At 54.8% G+C, this 20268-nt stretch carries 13 protein-coding genes; 7 read left to right on the forward strand and 6 right to left on the reverse strand.

What is annotated here, in order from left to right; genetic code table 11:
* Window positions 1-256 precede the first annotated feature (256 nt).
* From H144_RS0114455 to H144_RS0114465, 3 genes are all read left to right on the forward strand, one after another.
* Entirely contained in the window at window positions 257-3223 is a 2967-nt protein-coding gene (locus H144_RS0114455) for a SusC/RagA family TonB-linked outer membrane protein (RefSeq protein WP_229207907.1), read from the forward strand.
* Between the two features lie 12 nt (window positions 3224-3235).
* Window positions 3236-4702 carry a RagB/SusD family nutrient uptake outer membrane protein gene (locus H144_RS0114460; RefSeq protein ID WP_019942792.1) on the forward strand — a complete coding sequence of 489 codons (1467 nt, stop codon included), beginning with the start codon at window positions 3236-3238 and terminating at the stop codon, window positions 4700-4702.
* A 79-nt stretch (window positions 4703-4781) separates the two neighbouring features.
* Complete coding sequence (locus tag H144_RS0114465) at window positions 4782-6239, forward strand: glycoside hydrolase family 30 protein (protein WP_019942793.1); 1458 nt, start codon at window positions 4782-4784, stop codon at window positions 6237-6239.
* Here the strand turns inward: H144_RS0114465 and H144_RS0114470 are convergent, their stop codons facing one another.
* Complete coding sequence (locus H144_RS0114470; protein ID WP_084599958.1) at window positions 6240-9341, reverse strand: ligand-binding sensor domain-containing protein; 3102 nt, start codon at window positions 9339-9341, stop codon at window positions 6240-6242.
* Between the two features lie 235 nt (window positions 9342-9576).
* Here H144_RS0114470 and H144_RS31870 point away from each other — a divergent pair, with 235 nt between their 5' ends.
* Window positions 9577-10203, forward strand: coding sequence for a LuxR C-terminal-related transcriptional regulator (locus H144_RS31870; protein WP_019942795.1), 627 nt, complete (start codon window positions 9577-9579; stop codon window positions 10201-10203).
* A gap of 28 nt (window positions 10204-10231) precedes the next feature.
* Here H144_RS31870 and H144_RS0114480 read toward each other — a convergent pair whose 3' ends face one another.
* On the reverse strand, window positions 10232-10879 hold the full coding sequence (locus H144_RS0114480) for a response regulator transcription factor (protein ID WP_019942796.1): 648 nt from the start codon (window positions 10877-10879) through the stop codon (window positions 10232-10234).
* A 177-nt stretch (window positions 10880-11056) separates the two neighbouring features.
* Between H144_RS0114480 and H144_RS0114485 the strand changes: the two genes are divergently transcribed.
* The 3 genes from H144_RS0114485 (at window position 11057) to H144_RS33300 (ending at window position 14774) form a co-directional block, all read left to right on the forward strand.
* Window positions 11057-11701 carry a response regulator gene (locus tag H144_RS0114485; RefSeq protein ID WP_026350696.1) on the forward strand — a complete coding sequence of 215 codons (645 nt, stop codon included), beginning with the start codon at window positions 11057-11059 and terminating at the stop codon, window positions 11699-11701.
* A 309-nt stretch (window positions 11702-12010) separates the two neighbouring features.
* Complete coding sequence (locus H144_RS33295; protein ID WP_019942798.1) at window positions 12011-13492, forward strand: tail fiber domain-containing protein; 1482 nt, start codon at window positions 12011-12013, stop codon at window positions 13490-13492.
* A gap of 7 nt (window positions 13493-13499) precedes the next feature.
* Window positions 13500-14774 (forward strand): T9SS type A sorting domain-containing protein, encoded by a 1275-nt coding sequence (locus H144_RS33300; protein WP_019942799.1) that lies wholly within the window; start codon window positions 13500-13502, stop codon window positions 14772-14774.
* 64 nt (window positions 14775-14838) lie between these two features.
* Here H144_RS33300 and H144_RS0114500 read toward each other — a convergent pair whose 3' ends face one another.
* The 4 genes from H144_RS0114500 to H144_RS0114515 are packed head-to-tail and all read right to left on the reverse strand — an operon-like array spanning window position 14839 to window position 20168.
* Window positions 14839-16377, reverse strand: coding sequence for an FAD-dependent monooxygenase (locus H144_RS0114500; protein WP_019942800.1), 1539 nt, complete (start codon window positions 16375-16377; stop codon window positions 14839-14841).
* A 50-nt stretch (window positions 16378-16427) separates the two neighbouring features.
* Entirely contained in the window at window positions 16428-17243 is an 816-nt protein-coding gene (locus H144_RS0114505) for a helix-turn-helix domain-containing protein (RefSeq protein ID WP_019942801.1), read from the reverse strand.
* Between the two features lie 16 nt (window positions 17244-17259).
* On the reverse strand, window positions 17260-17988 hold the full coding sequence (locus H144_RS0114510) for a hypothetical protein (protein WP_019942802.1): 729 nt from the start codon (window positions 17986-17988) through the stop codon (window positions 17260-17262).
* The gene (locus H144_RS0114515; RefSeq protein WP_019942803.1) at window positions 17985-20168 is read right to left on the reverse strand and encodes a hypothetical protein; all 2184 of its coding nucleotides are present in this window, start codon (window positions 20166-20168) and stop codon (window positions 17985-17987) included. The genes H144_RS0114510 and H144_RS0114515 overlap by 4 nt, the downstream gene beginning before the upstream one ends.
* Between the last annotated feature and the right edge of the window lie 100 nt (window positions 20169-20268).

The raw sequence follows: 20268 nt of genomic DNA on the forward strand, positions 1-20268 counted from the left end.
AAAAAATCAACGGCTTGCAGGCGTATCACCATCCGGGGAGCAGGGCAGCCGAAGCGGGCTCGCAGATGCTGAAAATCAGGTTACTTCACGATCTGAAACCGCGGTGCCGAAGCGTATCATAATTAGTGTAAGTATCTAAAATACAGGTATTTATATAAAATTTCGGCTATTGACTTTCTCAAACTATCCCTAAATTTGCTGCATGGAATTGTCCAAGAAATTATCAGATTAATTACCAATAATTCATTAACATCCTATGGGAAAGAGAATTACGATGTTCATTGCCATGATTCTGGCGGCAGTCACCCTGGCGAATGCGCAGGAGATTGTTGTGAAGGGGGTGATCAGGGATCAGCAAAACCAGACATTGCCGGGGGCAAGCGTGCTGGTGAAGGGGACGCAATCAGGTACTGTAACAGATGTGGACGGAAACTACTCGATCGGCGTGCCTAACGAACAGGCAGTGCTGGTTGTTTCATTTATCGGTTACGGAACGCAGGAAATCGCAGTAGGCAACCGGACGCAGATCGATGTGACGCTCGGTGCGGATCAGAAAACGCTGAACGAGATCGTCGTTATCGGGTATGGTACCCAGAAGCGCGGGGACGTGACGACTTCCATCGCATCGGTGGATACGAAGGACATTGAGGAACGGCCGATTTTGCAGGCCGCGCAGGCTTTGCAGGGCAAGGCCGCCGGTGTGCAGGTGACGCAGCCGTCGGGTAAGCCGGGCAGCGCGTTGTCCATCCGCGTACGCGGGGCGACGTCGGTGCAGGCGGGTAACGAGCCGTTGTACGTCGTCGACGGCGTGCCTACGATGGACACCCGCGACCTGAACGTGAATGACATCGAGAGCATCCAGGTATTGAAAGATGCTTCGTCTGCCGCCATTTACGGGGCGAGGGCTTCGAACGGGGTGGTAATCGTGACTACCAAGAGAGGGAAGGCCAACCAGTCGCAGATCAACTTCGCGGCCTATTACGGGATTTCCAACATGGCGAAGAAGATCAACGTGCTGAACCCGCAGCAATATGCCGACCTGATGAATGAAATGGGGCATAATGTGACCGTGGGCAGCGAAACGACCGACTGGAACAAAGAAGTATTCACAACGGGCCACAACCAGAATTACCAGCTCAACTTCTCGGGCGGTACAGAAAAGAACCGCTATTTCGTATCGGGCGCCATTACGCAGGACAAAGGCATTATCCAGCCTGCCAGCTACCGCCGGTATTCGTTCCGTATGAACCTCGACAACCAGATCAAAAGCTGGATGAAGCTGACGACCAACCTGAGCTACGCCAATGCGAGGATACGCGACGTGAAGGACAACAACAATGCCGGCCGGAATGCGGTGGTACTGGGTGCTTTGGGCGCGCCGCCTACGATGGGCATTTACAGCCAGGACTCGATCCGGGGCACTATTTTCTCCACCAACCCGCTTAAAGCAGGCTGGGACAATCCGCTCGCGGCGATGTTCGGGCCAACGCAGGCGGCGAAAGACAACCGTATTTTCGGTAATGTGGCTGCGGATTTTACTTTGGCCAAAGGGCTCGTGTACCGTTCCAACTTCGGGATCGATTTCATGAACCATGCCAATGACTACTATCTCGACCCGTACCGGACGACCGAGGGTTGGGGCGCGAACGGCAGCACGCACGGGCTGGGCAACGCCACCCGCTCCAATTCATTTACCTACCTCTGGGAAAATACGGTGAACTACGAGAAAAAGTGGGGAAAGAACGAGTTCTCTGCAGTGGCGGGTACGACGGTCCAGAAAAATACCTGGAACAATTCCTACATGGCCGGCCGCGACTTCCCGGCCGACGGCGTCGTGAAAACCATGAATGCGGCCAACGAGATCACCGATGCCTACACGGAGCAATCGGAGTGGTTTTTGAACTCCTACCTCGGCCGGTTGATGTATAATTTTGACAGTAAATACCTGATCACGGCCAACTTCCGTGCCGATGGTTCCTCGAAACTCGCCAAAGGCAATCAATGGGGCTTCTTCCCGTCCGTATCGGCCGGGTGGCGCATCTCCGCGGAGCCGTTTATGCAGGATGTGAAGTTTATCAACGACCTGAAACTGCGTGGGGGCTGGGGACAGAACGGTAACCAGGAAGGGCTCGCGAATTACGCGTCCTACGGCTTGAATACCTACACGCGCCGCACGCCTACGACCCCGCCATCGGGCCCGGCCGTCACGCCGCCTACCTACGCGCCCAACCCGGACCTGCGCTGGGAAACGACCACGCAGACGAACATCGGTATCGACCTCAGCATGTTGCAGGGCCGCGTTACCTTCACGGCGGATGCTTACCTGAAAAAAACCAACGACCTGCTGCTCAATGTGCCGCTGCCGAACACGAGCGGGTACAGCTACATGCCGCGCAACTCCGGCAAGCTGGAAAACAAGGGGCTTGAATTCGTATTGTCGACAGTAAACTTCGATAAGTCGGATTTTCAATGGACGACCGATTTTAACATCGCATTTAACCGCAACAAAATCACCCAGTTGCAGCTCAGCAAAATCTATCGCTATGCCGATGTGGAAGGGCGCAGCGACCAGATCATCATCTTGCAGGAAGGTGTATCACTCGGTACTTTCTATGGCTACATTGCCGACGGCGTGAACCCGGAAACCGGCGATATGAGCTACCGCGATGTAAATGGCGACGGTTCTTTCTCGCCTTCCGACCGCACGATCCTCGGATCGGCCCAGCCCAAATTTACCTACGGGATGAACAACAACCTGACTTACAAGAATTTCAGTTTGTCGTTCCTGTTTCAGGGTTCGCAGGGTAACAAGGCATTCAATGCTTCCCGCCTGGAAACGGAGGGGATGTACGACAGCAAGAACCAGTCGACCGAGGTCCTGAGACGCTGGCAGAAGCCGGGGGACATTACCGACATTCCGCGGGCGACCGACGGCAATGTCAACAATTCCCTCATCTCGTCCCGCTTTGTCGAAAACGCGTCGTTCCTGCGGATGAAGAGCGCCACGATTTCCTACTCGCTCGGCAAGGAGCTGACCGACAAGATCAGGCTGGGCCGCGCGTCGATTTACCTTACTGCCCAAAACCTGTTTACCATTACCAAATACAAAGGATTTGATCCTGAGGTAAATGCATTTACATCGAGTGGCGCCACGCTGGGTATCGACTATGGTACTTACCCGGTTTCCCGCGCATTCATCGCAGGTCTCAATGTTACTTTCTAATTCAGGATTCTCATGAAAAATTTCAAATATATAGCGCTTGTACTGGGATCGTCGCTGCTGCTGCCGGCATGCCAGGACCAATTGGATTTACAACCTGTTTCCCAAACAGTGGTAGGCGAGAGCGGCACGGGTACTGCCGGATCGGCCATTAAGGACGCGGCAAGTGCCGAAGCTGCCCTGGCCGGCGCCTATGCGATCTTTAAAAACGGCTCTGCGGAATATTATTTGATGGATTACTTCATTCTGGCCGACGGGCAATCCGACAATTCCTACGCCGGTGCCGACAATGCGGCCTGGTTCGAGGTGGACGAGTTCCGCATACTCTCGACCAACGCCGTAGCGGCCAGGGACTGGCGGTATTTGTACAACCACGTGGCGAGCGCCAACTCCATCATTGCCAACGTGCCCAAAGTGACGGATGCGTCGCTTTCGGCCGCGCGGAAGGCGCAGATCGTCGCGGAAGCAAAATTCATCCGGGCACGTGCCTATTTCGACCTCGTGCGCATTTATGGCGACGTGCCGCTGGTGGTGGACGAACTGCCGACCATTACTTCGGAGAACGTGGAAGAGATTTACGGCCAGCTATACCCGGCCAGAAGTGCTGCGGAAGAGGTGTACGCGCAGATTATCAAGGACCTGGACGAGGCAGCCACCGCCGTACCGAAATCGGGTCCGAACAAAATGACGGTAACACCCGGCGCCGTGCATACCCTGCTGGCCAAAGTGTACGCCACACGGAAGGACTGGGCTAATGTGAAAACGAATGCCGACAAGGTGATCGCGTTGGGTTACACGCTCATGCCGAACTTCGAGGATTTGTGGGACGGCAAGCATGAAAACAGCGCCGAAGCTATTTTTGAACTGAATTTCGAAGACTGGTCCACAGGCGGAAACTGGGGCTCGTCTATGTTCTATGGCACCGACTGGAAGAAGTTCAACACGCCGTCCAACGACCTCGTGAAGGCATTTGACGATGAAAAGGACGCCGTACGGAAGGCATCGACGATTTTCACGGCCAATGTAACGGGGAAATGGTCGGACAAGTACTGGACGACGGCGAAGTTCCCTTTTGCCTATAAAATGCGCAACACCGATGCGTCGCAGAACATTATCATGTACCGCCTCGCCGATGTATTGCTGCTCAAAGCGGAGGCATTGAACGAAACGGGCGACCTCGCCGGTGCACGTACGCTCGTGAACCAGGTCAGGACACGCGCCAAGCTGGCGGCTACTCCGGCGACGGACCAGGCTGCCATGCGCCTGGCGATCGAGAAGGAACGCAGGCTGGAACTGGCCTTCGAAGGCCAGCGCTGGTACGACCTCGTGCGCACGGGCCGCGTGGTGCCCGTGATGGAGGCAGTCAAGGACGGAGCGGGTAACAGCCTGAACTACAAGCTGACCGATACCAGGCTCCTTTGGCCGGTACCGCAGGGAGAAATCGACAAGAACGCCAATCTGAACCAGAACAAAGGGTATTAAGCCATTCGACGAAGCCATGCCGCACGACGGGTGTTCACAACATCCGTCCGGCAGGGCTTCGTTTTTTTAATCCAGAATCATGAGAGAATTACTGATAACGACCGTCGCGGGCCTGGCTTTGGCTATGAGCAGCTGCTCGGCCGGAGAGCCCGCGAACGACGATCCCAAACCTACGGATACGACCACAGCGAACAAGGTGGCGGTGTGGGTCACAAATGGGCAGCGGAGCAAACTTTTGACCAGCGAAAACCCGCTCACGATCTCGAAAGCCGGGTCGGGGGGATCGCCCGGCAACGTGATCAACATCGATTTTTCGACCAGATTGCAGGAAATGGAAGGTTTCGGCGCGGCGCTCACAGGCTCGTCGGCGTATCTGATCCAGCAGAAAATGAATGCATCGCAGCGTGCGGCATTGCTCAAAGATTTGTTTGACCCACAGGCGGGGATCGGCATGAGCTACTTGCGGGTGACGATGGGCGCTTCGGATTTTTCGCTGGAAGATTTTACCTACAATGATCTCCCCGCCGGACAGACCGATCCCGATTTGAAGCAATTTTCGATCGCCAAAGACCAGGCCGAACTGCTGCCGGTCCTGAAATCGATCGTGGCATTGCAGCCGGCGATCCGGATCATGGCTACACCCTGGTCGGCGCCGGCTTGGATGAAAACGAGCGGTAAACTCGCGGGCGGTAGCCTCAAACCGGAGTGGTATGGCGCTTACGCGCAGTATTTTATCAAATATTTGAATGCCTATCAAAAGGAGGGCATTGCGATCGATGCGATCTCGGTGCAGAACGAACCTTTGCACGAGGCTGCCTACCCGTCGATGGGCATGGATTCGGCCGCGCAGGGTAATTTTATCAAAAACCACCTCGGACCGCTTTTTAAAACGAATGCGGTGAAAGCGAAAATCCTGCTGTACGACCACAATTGGGACCGGCCGGGCTACCCGATGTCCATCCTGAAAGACCCGCAGGCAAGCCAGTACGTGGCCGGGTCGGCCTTTCACGCGTATGGCGGGAGCGTGTCCGCGATGAGCACCGTTCACGACCAGTTCCCCGATAAGGGCTTGTATTTCACCGAAATATCCGGCGGGCGCTGGGTGACCAATTTTTCGGATAATCTGAAATGGAATATGTCGAACATCTTTATTGGCACGGCCAACAACTGGTCGAAGAATGCGCTGCTGTGGAATATTGCGCTCGACCCGTCCGACGGCCCGAAAAACAAGGGTTGCGACAACTGCCGCGGAGTGGTTACGATCGGTGCCGACGGCAGCGTTACCAAAAACGTGGAGTATTATACGATCGCCCATATGTCGAAATTCATTCGCCCCGGCGCATTCCGCGTACAATCCGACCGGCTGAATGCTTCGACCCAGCTGGAACACGCGGCATTTCTCAATGCGGACGGTTCCAGGGTGCTCGTGGTGCTGAACCAGGGGGCTGACAACAAGAAAATCACCGTTGCAACAGGGGAGGGGCAATTTACCTACACCCTCGACCCGAATGCCGTGGCGACGCTCGTCTGGAAGTGATTATTTTCCAAAACGGACCGAAAATTCGGCCCCGAAAATGGAAGCCGCGCGTATTTTCAATTGCAACAGCTCGGCAAGCTCCCTGACGATCACCAGGCCGATCCCTTTCAGCTCGCCGTCGGGCGATCCGAGGTAGGCGGTATTACCATCGTTGAACCAGGTCAGAATGGCGTCCGGCAGGCCCGGGCCGGTGTCGGACACGGTGAATGTGGTAATGCCGCCGTCTTCGTTGGCCGTTACGCGAATGTGTCCTTCCCAGGTGAATTTGTTCGCATTATCGATGAGGTTGTGGAGAATGATTTTGAGCAACTGCTGGTTCGAGCGGACGCTGAGCGATTCAGGGATTTCATTGGTAAATATATTCTGCCGCATCGCGAATGCCTCCTTGAAAATCACAGCCACGTCGTCGACCAGCTGCCGCGCCGCAATGTCGTGATAGCTGACGGACCCGCCCGACACCTGCGATTTGACATAAACAACCATGTTTTCCAACAGCCGCAAAATCTTCCCCGATGATTCGTTGACGCTGGTGCCGACGTTTTCGGCCAACAAGAACTCGCCTTTGCGGATCAGCGACGGCAGCCGGGAAGAAGCAAACTCGATGGACCGCAAAGGGCTGCGGATGTCGTGGCTGATAGACGCTATCAGGTGCATTTGAAGCCGCGTTTGCCGGGTGAGCTCCTGCTCCGACGTTCTCAGCGCGCTGAGCGTATCCTGCAAGTTCCGGGTCTTCTCCGACACGCGCGATTCGAGAATCCGGTTCAGCCGGTCCGCTTTCCTGAGGCGGTTTTTGAAATAGAAATAGACCGCCGCAATGGCTGCCATAACAACCAGCACTTTGAAGGGCCAGGTTTCGTACCATTGCTGCGGGATCACGATCCGCAGCGTCGTCAATCGCTCCGCGTGTGCGCCGAACCCCACATGCTTGCGGATTTTCAGCATATACGTGCCCGATGTGAGGTTACTTAGGTGTACTGACTGCGATTCGCTCTCGATCGGGTGCCACAGTTCTTTGTCGCTGTCGTCTGCATCGACGGTGTAATAGAGCTGCTGATTTTGCCGGTTTCCCAGATAAGGCGACGAAATGAATACTTTCAGGTCACTCACGCCGGGCAGACTGATGCTCGGGCCGGAAAGGGGGATAATCTTCGAATCCGCCTCGATGCGGTCGATAAATATTTTGGAAGAAGGCACGTCCAGCGGTATTTGTTCCGGCTTGAAAAATACGAGGCCGTCGATGGACGGCAGCGAGAAGTAGCCATTCCGCAGCCGTACCGCGCAGGGCTGGCAGCCGCCATTGAACTCGTTGGTACGGAAGCCGTCCTGCTTGCTGTAATGATAGTAAAACAGCCGGGTACTGTCGCGGTGGACGGGGAAATTCAGCAGATCGCTGCGCATCACGCGGAATAATCCCTGGTTGGTGGGAAGCCAGAAAAACCCTTTTTGGTCGCTCACGATGCAGTGTGCGTGCGCGAGGGAGAGGTTTTTGTCCAGCGGCATGCGCGTGAGTTTGTTTTTTTGCAGGAGAAAGAAACCATGTTCGTAGGTCGTAAACCAGAGTTCTCCGGCGCGCTGCACGAGCACGCTTCTGATGTAGTACTGGCTGGTATTGGGTATCAAAGCAATGGTTTCACGGGCGAGGTTCACCTTATACAGGCCTACGGCCGTGCCAACCCAGAGTATCGACCTCCCTTCGCTTTGCATAAACGAAATCCGTTCTATTTTGCGCGTGAAGGTGTGTAAGGGCATGCCGGGTTCGCGGGGATCGATGTAGCGGAGGCCGTCGAACCGGGTGCCGAGCCAGATACGGCCGGTAACGTCTTCGTATATATGGGAGATTTCACCGCAATCGGTCCATTTGGACTTGATAGTCCTGCCCGTTCTGTCGAAACGGTAGAGGATGCTGTCCTTCATGGCCCAAATGTCGCCTGTGCGGTCGCGTACGAGCCCGTACCGGTGCATGGCATTGCGCTCGGGCGGGCCGGGAAGGAGGTAGGACAGCGAACGCCCGTCGGGCCGCTTGCCGAGTACGTGAAATGAAGGGGTGAGGAGTGTGCTGTCGGAAAACGGTACCTGGGCGTAAAAAATATTGGCTTCGGCGGCATTGTCTACGAGTGCGACGGTTTCGAAAGCATGGATATCGCAAATGTACAGGCCGGAGGTGAGCGTTCCGAGGTAGATCCGGCGGTTCTGCCGGTCGAACCACACGGAGGTTACATTCTCCTTTTGAAAATCAAATCCTTCAATGAGAAAAGTACTCACCAGCTCACCCGGGCCGCGCTCGCTGAGCGTGTACAGTTTTTTGTCCTGGTAGATAAAGGCACTGCCGGAGAAGTCTTCCGCGTAAACGGTGTAGGGCTTTTGGAGGTCGGGCAGGTCGTGCCAGGTGCGGGCCGGGCTGAGCCGGACGGTTTGCGGGCTGCCAATATCCACGGATGCACTTTCCAGCAGGCGGATTTGACCGGCGTGGTCGTCGTGGTACAGGTTTCTTCCCATCCTGAACAGCCCCGAATGTGTGGCCAGCTGCGCATTACGCCGTTTTTTGAGCTTCCAGTTCAGGTAAAGGTCGATGCTCCCGCCGCGCTGCCACATGAAGAAATCGCCCTGGGAACCTGGCAGCTGGAATATGCAATGGGTCGGTATCCACCTTTGCTGCCAGCGGTCGGGGAGGCCCATCGAGTAGCTGGGATCGTAAACACCTTTCCAGGGCTTTAAAAGACCTTTAATGCGCCCTTTCAGCACGTTTTTGTCCAGTACCGCCCTGCCGTCGGCCAGCCGGACGTGCGCCTGCTCGTACGACAATGCATAGAGGCGGCCCTTGCGCCCTTCCAGGTCTTTTGCAAAGGACATGAATGCGCTGGCCGACAGCCCGAAATACCGTTTGTCGAGTGTTACGAAGGTATACCCGTCGAACCGGACGATGCCCTGGTCGGTGGCCAGCCAAAGGAACCCGTCGGCATCCTGGGTGATGGCCCTTACGGAGTTTTGGGGCAGACCGTTGTCGCTCGTATAATGCCGTACGGTGTATTTGGGATTTTCGGTATGGGCCGGCGCGCTTGTCGATAAGAGCACATGGCAAAAAACTATAAAGAGTAATCTCATGAACAGGTAAGGATCGGTCGCCGGGTGTCATCGGCAAGCCGTTTGAGCGTAGCATTCGTCCGATAAATAGGATATAGAAATGTTTCTATTTCGAACTTCTCCTACACGTAAGGTAATACGATTTATTTCTCACTAGTTTTGGCATGCCAGTCACGTCTCGATGTAAGACGACAAACCATTCGCCCTTTCACACTATACGCACGCTCCCCCATTAAGCCAAAGTACCTGTTAAGCAATGAAAGTACTCGTCATCGACGGTCACCCTCTGATGTTATCGGCCATCAAGCGGGAGGTAAAAGACCACAAGCCCCAGGCCCGGGTAACGCTCATAGGGCAAATAGACCAAGGCATAGAAGCCGCCCGAAATCAATCATTCGATCTGGTAATCATTGAAATAGGCATGGCTGGCGCAAGCATGCAGGCCGTACGGGAAATACGCGGCACCGGGCGGGGCTTCAAAATCCTCGTGTTTTCGTCGGTGAGCGAGACCATCTATGCGTTGCCGGCCATCTCGTCGGGTGCGAACGGTTTTTTGTCCAAGGAGCAATCCGGCGACGAGCTTCGGATCGCCATCGATACCGTGCTCGATTCTAAAACCTATTTCAGTAAAAACATCCAGGAAACGCTTCTTTCCCAAGTCATTGCGAATGTCGATTCCGCTGACCACAACCCCCTGCAGGCCCTTACGCCCCGCGAACGGCTGGTGATGCATTTGCTGTTGCAGGGTAACAAGGTACGGGAAATCGCCGGGATGCTCGATTTGAAAGAAAGTACCGTCAGTACCTTCAAGGCGAACATCTTTAAAAAGCTGCAAGTGAACAATATCGTGGCATTGTCCGGCAAAATGGAGATGCTGCGGTAGTTGGTTTGAAAATGTTTTCAATGGGCGTTCACGAGTAGGTGGGCTCGGCCACGTCGTCGATGATCCTGGAAAGTTCAATCACGCTGCTTACCCCACATTTACGGAAAATTTTCTTCTTAAAAGTACTCACGGTGCTCAGTTTCAGCTCCAAATGCGTCGCGATCTCTTTCGTCCACAACCCCTTGATCAACAGCCTGCTGATTTCCAGCTCGCGGTCCGTCAGCCCGATCCATCGCCGCCGGCGGATTTTGGCAAAGCTCTGCGGTAGCTCGGTCATCAGCTGCTCGCGGACGGTCTCGCTCAGGTACTTCTGATCGTTGAGCACGGCGGTTACCGCTTCGCCGTACATTTCCGGGTCAGAGCGTTTCGAAAGGAAGCCGTCCGCACCTGCCTGAATGTACTTCAATGCATACTTTTCTTCGGGCAGTCCGCTGAAAACGAGCACTTTTGTGGCATTGTTCGCGGATTTGATCATGTCGATCATTTTGACGTCCTGACCGCCCGGGACGTGGATGTCGAGGATGACAAGGTCGATCGGCCGCTCTTTCGCGATCCGCAGACCGTCGTTAAAATCTTCCGATTCAAAAATGGAAGCATTCGGTAGCACTTCCCGGATCACCAGGCCCATGCCCATTCTGACGACGGCATGGTCTTCGATAATTAATGCGTTGGTCATAATAGCGATTTGTGAAGGGAACTAGCAACGCCCAAAGCTAGTCAACACGGAGGAGCGCGGCAATACCAATCGTGCAGACAAGTTGTAAATATAGTACTACATCTTTCGATGCATTTTCATTGAGTTTTTAGTTAATTCGCGGTGCCACCAGGCTATGTCAGATAACCACCATCGCATATGAATAAAGTATTACTAGTTGAGGATCACGACATTGTCAGGATCGCCACGAATATCGTCGTGACGGAGGTAATGGGAAATGTGATCATCGAGGAGGCGTCGACGTTTGCGTCGGCCATGCAAATGGTTTCCTCAGCGTCTTATCAGTTGATCATCCTGGACCTGAGCATTCCGGGCACGGAGCACCTGGTGATGATCGAAAAGTTTCGGTCGTTGCAGCCGAAAGTGCCGGTATTGGTTTTTTCGGGGCAAAAGGAGGAGGTGTACGGCGTGCATTGCATCCGCTCGGGCGCCGCGGGGTTTGTATCAAAGGGCGCGCATTCGGACGAGCTGCGGCAGGCGATCCGCACGGTGCTGGGCGGGCAGCGCTACCTGAGCCAGGCCGTTCGTTCGCAGTTGCTGGGTACCATGCTGAAACAGGGTGCGACCGACCCGGGCGAACTGCTGTCGGCCAAGGAATTGGTCGTGATGGACATGCTGCTGGAAGGCAAATGGACGAAGGAGATCGCTGCAACGCTGGAACTGAAAAGTACGACCGTCAGCACTTTCAAGACCCGCATATTCAAGAAATTCGGCGTGACCAACCTGCTCGACCTCGCGAAGCATGTGGAAATGTACCAGGCGTTCAAGGGAAATGATTTGTGAACTAAAATTACCTCCATCCCGTCTACAAGTCGCTCGATTGTAAGGGATAGAAACTGTTCTACGCATTGCAAAAAATGTATTAGTTAACTGATTGAAATACAAATAATTGAATTTTTGAAAAGCAGGCAACGCTTCGCCTGTCCATCAAATCGGACGCGTTTTTGCCGGTATTTTGTAGATATAGTTTGCACCGCAAGCTATCACCCAATACCGCTCATTGACCCAGATCGCTGGTATCTCTGGCGCAGGCCCGGCACCCGACAATTCTGTATTTCTTTCAATCAATAGTTAACTAAAACAATTCAAGCAATGAAAGTAAAACAACTACTAACACGCACTACCGGTGCACTCGGAGTTACCGCCGGTTTGCTTTTTGCGGGGTCGCCATTGATGGCGCAGGTGAAGATCGGGGACAACCCGAACACAGTCAATTCAAGTTCCATTCTCGAACTGGAAAGCGCGACGAAGGGGCTCCGGCTTCCGCGAGTAGAGCTTCAATCGCTCTCCAATCCGGCTCCATTAGCGGCGCACGTGCTGGGAATGCATGTGTACAACACCACTGACAACGCGACGCTGCAGGCTGGCGAGTACTACAACGACGGGACTTCGTGGATCGCCCTGTCGTCCGATATCGCATTCACTTATATTGACGGTATTAACGCGCCAACTGGCTCCTGCGCCGCAAAAACGATTTACACCGATACGTTGGAAGCGAGCGGCACCTACGGGCAGCAATGGAGATGTATCAACGGCTCGTGGGTCGACTACGTTTCTCCAACGAAGACCCCATTTTATGCGGGCACTACTACAAGGGATGCGGGCGGCAACAGGTCAGGCTTGATTTCCCGGAGCGGCAATGTTTTGCTTAGACGCGCTGACAATCAGGGTTCTACAACGCTCGTACAAGGCGGGATGGTTAGGCTTTACCGAAATGCTTCGGTTGCACCTGCAGTGGGGGCATCTATTGATTTCGCACGTAACACGGCAAACCCGGCGCTGTTCCGTGTAGGACTACGTAACGATCTGAATGACAGCCAGGGAGCATTAGCCTTTCAAACGAATCTTGCGGGCACTACCAGCACACGCATGCTAATCGGTTTAAATGGTCAGGTAGGGATCAACACTACAAACCCTCTTCGCGTGTTCCACGTGAATGGAAAGGCTCTTTTTTCAAACAATAATAATGACGGCGCACTTTACTTTAATGGGACTGCAGATCAAGACGGGATTCTGCTCGACTGGGATGATAACGCGAAAGAGGCGCAAATAGCAGTTCAGACAGACGGCCCTAACCTTGCTTTGACCAAAAAGGCTGCACCCGCAGGCTCCGTTTTTGTAGTATTTCGTGCCAATGGAGATGACTTGGGTCAGATCAGGTATAATGGAACACAAACCGTTTACGCAGTTACTTCGGATAGTCGTCTGAAAGAAAACGTGAAGCAGACCCATTATTCGATCGAAGACTTAATGAAGATAGGGGTGGTTGACTATAACTACAAAAACAACGCTGCCAAAACCCGGACTACCGGTTTCATCGCACAAGATCTGTTTAAAATCTTCCCTGATGCCGTTTCGAAAGGTGGTGATGATGTGAAAACGAATCCCTGGATGGTTGATTATGGTAAACTAACCCCGCTTCTCGTAAAGGCAATCCAGGACCAGCAGAAAAAAATCGAATCACTGGAAGCACAGCTGAGTGAAATGAATGCGCTGAAAGCGGAGGTTGCCAGCATCAAGGCGATGTTGGGCAATGCCGAGCAGCAAAAATCCGGGGCTACTACTTCAAAATGAGTTGACTATGCACAAAACCATCCATAAAAGGCTCTTTGGCCTGAGCGCGGCTACGTGCCTCTCGCTCTCGCTGATGGTCGATCCGGTGGCTGCGCAGTCGGCCAGCCAGGGTAACACGACCATATTTGAAGGCACACAGCTGACGGTATTCGGAACGCACACCTTCCTCACAGGCGGGTCGGGCATTCAGCCGGGCATCGTAAGAACACTCCGTTCCGGTTCGCCGGGCGTGCTGGGCTTTGCGGCCGGTACTTCCTACACGGGAGCGGACGATGCCAACCACGTCGACGGTTACGTTTCCAAAAACGGGGCGGCGGCATTCGTCTTCCCGGTCGGTAATGGTAACAAACTCCGTCCGATCGCCATTTCGGCGCCTGCCAGTGTCGGTGTGTTCAAAGCCGCCTACTGGCTTGGCAGCCCCGACAATGCGGCGAACCCCGCCGGCGCGCCATTCCCGACGGCTAACCGCGGAACCGGCGTAACCGACGTGAGCACGAAGGAGTTCTGGGACCTGGACGGCGCTCAGCCCGTGAACATCACGCTTTCGTGGGACGCCGCCAGCGACCTGAATACGCTGGCGGACGGCAACATCGCCAACCTGCTCGTCGTGGGGTTCAATACCACCACGGACAAATGGGAGAACCTCGGCCGGGCCGGCGGTACCACCGGCTCGCTCAGCACGACCGGTACTATTACCGCCAATGGCGTTACGCCCGATAACTACGCGGCATTTACGTTGGGCTCGGATATCAACCTGCCGGTGACGCTCGTTGCATTCGACGCCCGCAAGGAAAGCACGACGGCTGTCCTGACCTGGGCCACTACCGCCGAAACAAACAGCGACCGCTTCGAAATCGAACGCAGCGCGAACGGCAAGGCATGGTCTAAAATCGGCAGCGTGGCTTCCAGGGGCGAAAGTGCCGTGAAAGTCGATTACGTATTCCAAGACGACAGCCCGCTGAACGGGGAAAACCTGTACCGCCTTCGGATGGTCGATAAAGACGAAACGTTTGCATACAGCAGTATCAAAAACCTGGAGTTCAACCTGGGAATCGCGCAGCTCGTATATCCCAATCCGGCACGGGACGTGGCCTACGTTCGGAATGCGGACCAGGTCAAAAGCATTTCGCTCATCGACCTGAATGGTAAGAGCGTTTCCCACGCGGGCCTCACTGCCGGCGGAACGTTGAAAGTAGACACACTAACACCGGGTATGTATGTGGTTAAAGTCGTGCGCCACGACGGCAGCGTGCAATCGCAGAAGATTGTCGTGGTGAAATAGCCGGCTTTCCTTTGAAGGAACCTAATGCTTTTAGCCTCCGGGAGAATATTCCCGGAGGCTAATTTTATGAACGGACAAACCATCGCGCCGCAGCTGCTTCCAGCGCAAGCAGATCCGGTTCATTTCCCGCGGCCCAGGCAACGGCCCCGTCGGGCCGGATCAGCAATGCGCTCAGGCCGAGCTGCTCTTTCGCGCTGCCTGAAATATATTTCACCTGATTACGATAGGCCTCTGCGGCAGTTTTGAGCAACGTATTACCGCAAAAATCCAGCAGGACGCCCTGGCCATCGTGCATAAGTTCGCCCATGTGCGTGCCGTCATCGAGCCCGAAGTTCGGGACGCTGTGGCCTGTCAGCGGATGGTCGCCGCCGAGGTCGTAATGCATATGTATGCCCCACACGCGCCCGGCTACGTACGTCGCGCCGTCGCGCGTGGCGAGGAGGTCGCGCAGAACGGCGTTCAATGCGCGTGCTTGCGGGCCGGGCTTCATCACGGCCACCTGCGCACGCGACCAGTCGAGCACGTCGGCACCGACAGGGTGACGTTCGGTGAAATAGCTGTCCAGCAGCCCTGCCGGGGCACGGTGGTGAATGGTGGCAGCCAGTTTCCAGCCCAGGTTCATGGCGTCGCCCAGGCCGAGGTTCAGCCCCTGGCCGCCCAGCGGCGCGTGAATGTGTGCGGCATCGCCGGCGAGCAGCACCCGGCCGTTGCGATAGGTGGTGGCCTGGCAGGCCCGGTCGGTCCAGGTAGCCACGTTGTGCAGGGCGGTAATGGTTACGTCCGTGCCGGAAAGGCGTCGCAATACGTCCTGGACGTGCTCGGCTGTTGCCCTACCCGCGCGATGCGCAGCACCGCCGTCGAACTCGTACATCACCAGGTAGCCTGGCTGGGATTGCAGGTACATGCCAAGCGCTCCCGTATGCCCGCCCGCGACGAGCTTTTCCGGGTCGGCAACATCGGCCTGGACGGAGTAGCCGGTAAATTCAGGTTCCGTGCCGGCGAATTCGAAGCCCGCCGCTTTACGTACCGCACTGCGGCTCCCGTCGCAGCCTACCAGCCATTTGCAATGAAATTCCTCGTCGCCTGCCATCACCGCTACGCCGTCGGTGGATTGTTGCAGGCCGGTCAATGCAGTTCCGCGCCTGATTTTCACGCCCAGCGTTTCTGCGCGGCGGCTCAACATCGTTTCCAGCTCTTCCATGCCGGACAGCAAAGCCGGCGCCGTGTCGCCAGGCAGGCGGTAGGGCCATTGGGAGGTATCGATATCGGCGTCGTAAAAAGGAATGCGGGCGAAATGGCCGACCTGCCGGCGACTTTCCGGTTCACCGGCACGCCGGGAATGCGGATTTTGAAGGCGCTTGTGCAGTTCCAGTTCTTGCAGCAGGTTACGGCGGTACAATGCCGCGACGGTCGGCGCCGATAGTCCGCGTATCCCGAAAGGCAGTTTTTTCAAGGGTGAATGGGGGCTTTCCGCTTTTTCAATTATCAATGCCGGGCACCCTGCCAATGCAAGTTCACAAGCCAGGAACAGCCCGACGGGCCCGGCGCCGGAAATAATGACATCGTACAGGGTAGGAGTGGTGTGAATCGGTTCGGATTCCATAGGTTTGCGTTTCAGTGAATTGATACGCAAAAATCCGGAATGCGGCTGCCTCAGGCTTGTACAAATGCGACAAAATCGTCGCTTGACTTATGCGGTCCCTGCCTGGCTTTACGGGCGAATGCGGCAGGCGTCGTGCCGGTGAAGCGCTTGAACTCCCGGCTCAGGTGCGATTGGTCGGTATACCCCAGATCGTGCGCCAGGCCGGCCAGGTTGGCATCGGGGTGGAGCCACAAATGGTTGCGCGCCTGCTCGAAGCGCATCAGGGCCGAAACATCCTTCACCGTATGCCCCGACGATTCTTTGAATTTCCGTTCCAATGTCCGCACCGTCGCATGGGCCGCAGCCGCCACCCGGTTTACGGGCAAGGTACCATTTGCCGCCTGCATCGCGTTACCCGCTTTGAACAACAGGCTGTCAATCGCCACCCGCGCCCTCGCATCCGTAAAGAAGCCGCTGACCTGCCCGATCGCCGCATCGACATGCCCTGCACGAATGCATTCGGCCAAAACAGGATGCAGCCCCGCGACCGGATGTTCGAAAACCCGTACGCGCTCCTGATCCGAAGGTAAGCCCAGCAGCTCAAAAACCGTCCAGGGGTAGCACCTTACCCCGATAATTTCCAGCCGGTTTTGCGTCGTGAAATGCACCGGCCTGTTGAGCAGCCCGATCATAAACGGCGAAGGCAGCGCCTGCAATCCGCCCTGGCGGGCAGCACCCCAGAGACTTCCGAAATGAAAGATGATTTCGGCGTACCCGTCCGGCACGACCTCGAAACCGGTCACGGCATCGCCATATTCCTTGCTATCATACCAAAAGCACTTCACGGCATCGCGCAATGCTTCGGGCGGTTCGAATTCCAGGTGCATGGCGAAAGGTAGGAAATTAGTAGGGATCGTTCACAACGCCGAGGAGGCGCACGAATTTTTCCCAGGCCGTTTTCGGCGAATTGATCAGCAGGATAATGGTGAAGAAAAGGAATGTGACAAGCACGAAAATGACGGCCAGCGCCAGCAATACAAATTTCGGCGCGGCGAAAATAATCGGCAGGACAATGGTTCGGCCGCTATCGAAAACCTGAATGGCATACAGCATGAGCAAATTTTCCAGCACATCCAGTATCCCGATCGCCGCCGCCCACCACAGAGCGATATCGACCTTTCTCCCGCTAAGCACCGACAGGTAGTTGTGCTCCCCATCGAAAAACACCCTAACGATCATTTTTAAATGCGCCAAACGCCAGAATCGGATCGCCTTATTGAGGAAAACGAAGACTGCAGCCGAGTAGAAAACAATGAAAAGAAAATCCCAGTAAATGTCGGTTTTGGCGATTTCGGATAGGTGGGTTTTGCGGGTAGCCTCCGGCTCCCCGCGGATTATCCTCAGAAAAAATGGTTGTAGCTCATTGGTCGTGCTGGTGCTCCATTTATCGAGAATCTTGAAAATGTCCTTGCTGGTGGCCAGTTCGAGGTCGCCGATACCGTTGGCGGTAATGTCGTCCTTTTTGAGGGCCTTGCCATGGTCCAGCAGCCAGGCGGCCTGTGCAAATGTCAGGAGAACGACGATCAGGGCACCTCTGCCAAACCATCGTAGAAAATCGGGTTCTGTCTTCATTGGGGTGCTTTGTTTTGGTTGGTTGAAGGTTTCGTGATTTGCAGAATATATTTCTGGCTGATGGTCGAAGTGCTTATCGCGCTTAAAACGGGCGACAGTTCCGGCTTTTTCAGCATTTCCCGGCACCGGCTTACGACCTGGTTGATCGCTCCCGTGGACAAGACCCAGTTCACAGGGACGGATTTCAGCGACCCGCCTACTTTCAGTGTGATGAAATGCGGCCGCCCGTACCGGTTGGTCACATAATTTTTCAAATGCTCTACGGCAAACTCGGTATGCCCGCTCCGGTCGGCAATGGCCGCATTCAGGATGTCCAGCGGTTCGTTCAGGAAGTTGATTCCCTTGTACTCGGCTTCCACGATGTCCTCGCCGCCATCCAGATGAATGACGAAGACATCGAAACGCGTCGAATCGAAACCCGGCGCCCGTTCCAGGCCTTGCAATGCCTCGTATAAAGTGAGTGTGCCCGACGATTCGAAGTATCCGCCATCGACATAATGCCGTTTCATGGCGTCGTTGATTTTGATGCTGGCAGAAGGCGACACCAGCGGGAACCGGGCGCTCAGCAGGATCGCCGAGCTGAATGGCAGATCGGTCCGCAGTTTATCGTTCAAGTCGCTGATGCCGCTGAAAATGGTGGTATCCAGCTTGACATTGCTGTAAATCGCCCGTCTTCCGGTTTCTACTTCATGGGAATTGATGAACATCACCGGTTTAAATGTCGTGTTTGCCAGGCTGATCCCCAGCATTTTGTTGGCCGACAGCGCCATTTTGTTATCGCTTTTATTATCCAGAAATGGCATAATATCTTTCCAGGCCGACTGCCATTCCTTTTCGAGGGCCAATCCGCGGTCGAATTTCGGTATGTACCAGGGCCAGAAGTAGCCCAGCGCGTCGCCGAACATATAGGTACCGATCACCGGGGCGAGGAAGTCCCTTTTGAAAAACCGGCGGGATTGTTCGGTGAAACAGGTATCGGAATTGACCCGTGTAGCAAAGCCGTCGCGGGACAATGCGTAGAAAACATTGGCCCCCAAGGTACCGCCTGAAATGTCGCTGTATGCGAAGATGTGGTTTTTGAAATCGGGAATGCTGTCTTGCAATACGGAAAGCATCATTGATCCGAAAAGCCCGGTCCGGCTGGCGCCGCCATCCACCGCGACAAACACGATGGGGATTTTCCTCCGTAATGTATCGAATCGCGCGTATTTGTAAAACCTGCTTTGGTACCGTTCCAGGTTGGAGGAGAGTGTAATGGTGGGTTTGAGAGGCGAATCTTTGGTAGTGTTGAGCGGATGGTCGCTGTTGATGTAGGAGCATAGCAGTACCCACACGATAATGATGTTCTTGGCAGACAGGTTGTAATCTTTTTCATTAATAGTAAACAGCCTGAATTTGTACAGTCGATCGACCAGCTCGACGGCGGTGTACAAATTTACCCAGGCCCCCAGCCCGAAAACGACCAGCGCTGCTGCACCGATGAAGTAGTAAAAATTGCTGGGCAATATTGCGAAAAGGATAAACAGGAGCACCGAGAACGTCAGCAGCACACATAGTACGATGATAAGCGGGCGGAAATCTTTGAGGCTGATGTTTTCCGAACCCCGGAATTTTTTCATGAGCTCACTGGCCCCGTCGGTGCCGTGTATGCGGGCCAGTCGCTCTCTGACGTAAGTCCATATCCCTTTTCTTGCCCGGAAAATCAGCCAGAAACCCATGCCCGTAAAAAGGAGCGTCAGGAATATGGCCGTGTAGCCAAAACCTTCCACGCCATTCTCTTTCTGAAAACCAATGGCTTTGTACAAACCCAGCAAGAAAGACAGATATGGGAAATACCAGAGAAATGTGACGACCCAGTTACGGGCTTTTCCGTAGTCGATCTTGTTTTGGATGGTACTATTTTCAGTAATGTACTGCCAACTGATTTTGCTCAGCGAAAGTATCACTTCCGCCCCCAGGCCTGACGAACAGCTCAGGAATACCAGCGAGACGAACAGGAGCAGGATCGGGATGCCATTGGTCCAGAAGCCTTCTTCGAGCAGGTACACGTACACGTCGTGGCCTTGCGGGATGAGCGCGAAGATGGAGAAGACGAGGATTTCGATGAGCAGCAGCCAGAACAGCGGCTTTAAAAGCGCAATGGCGTTGCCGATCCGGATGTCGACGTAAAGGTTTTTCATAGTCAGGCGGTTGGAGGAAGGATGCGCGGGCCGGCAATGGGCTGAATAAATCTCTACCTGCGCCCTCGAATTATTTGTAATAAGTTAAAGACAATCAACG

The organism is Dyadobacter beijingensis DSM 21582 (assembly GCF_000382205.1).
GTDB lineage: Bacteria > Bacteroidota > Bacteroidia > Cytophagales > Spirosomataceae > Dyadobacter > Dyadobacter beijingensis.

Coding starts and splice junctions, on each gene's coding strand:
- H144_RS0114455 (WP_229207907.1), top strand. CDS start 257: ATGGGAAAGAGAATTACGATGTTCATTGCCATGATTCTGGCGGCAGTC.
- H144_RS0114460 (WP_019942792.1), top strand. CDS start 3,236: ATGAAAAATTTCAAATATATAGCGCTTGTACTGGGATCGTCGCTGCTG.
- H144_RS0114465 (WP_019942793.1), top strand. CDS start 4,782: ATGAGAGAATTACTGATAACGACCGTCGCGGGCCTGGCTTTGGCTATG.
- H144_RS0114470 (WP_084599958.1), bottom strand. CDS start 9,341: ATGAGATTACTCTTTATAGTTTTTTGCCATGTGCTCTTATCGACAAGC.
- H144_RS31870 (WP_019942795.1), top strand. CDS start 9,577: ATGAAAGTACTCGTCATCGACGGTCACCCTCTGATGTTATCGGCCATC.
- H144_RS0114480 (WP_019942796.1), bottom strand. CDS start 10,879: ATGACCAACGCATTAATTATCGAAGACCATGCCGTCGTCAGAATGGGC.
- H144_RS0114485 (WP_026350696.1), top strand. CDS start 11,057: ATGAATAAAGTATTACTAGTTGAGGATCACGACATTGTCAGGATCGCC.
- H144_RS33295 (WP_019942798.1), top strand. CDS start 12,011: ATGAAAGTAAAACAACTACTAACACGCACTACCGGTGCACTCGGAGTT.
- H144_RS33300 (WP_019942799.1), top strand. CDS start 13,500: ATGCACAAAACCATCCATAAAAGGCTCTTTGGCCTGAGCGCGGCTACG.
- H144_RS0114500 (WP_019942800.1), bottom strand. CDS start 16,377: ATGGAATCCGAACCGATTCACACCACTCCTACCCTGTACGATGTCATT.
- H144_RS0114505 (WP_019942801.1), bottom strand. CDS start 17,243: ATGCACCTGGAATTCGAACCGCCCGAAGCATTGCGCGATGCCGTGAAG.
- H144_RS0114510 (WP_019942802.1), bottom strand. CDS start 17,988: ATGAAGACAGAACCCGATTTTCTACGATGGTTTGGCAGAGGTGCCCTG.
- H144_RS0114515 (WP_019942803.1), bottom strand. CDS start 20,168: ATGAAAAACCTTTACGTCGACATCCGGATCGGCAACGCCATTGCGCTT.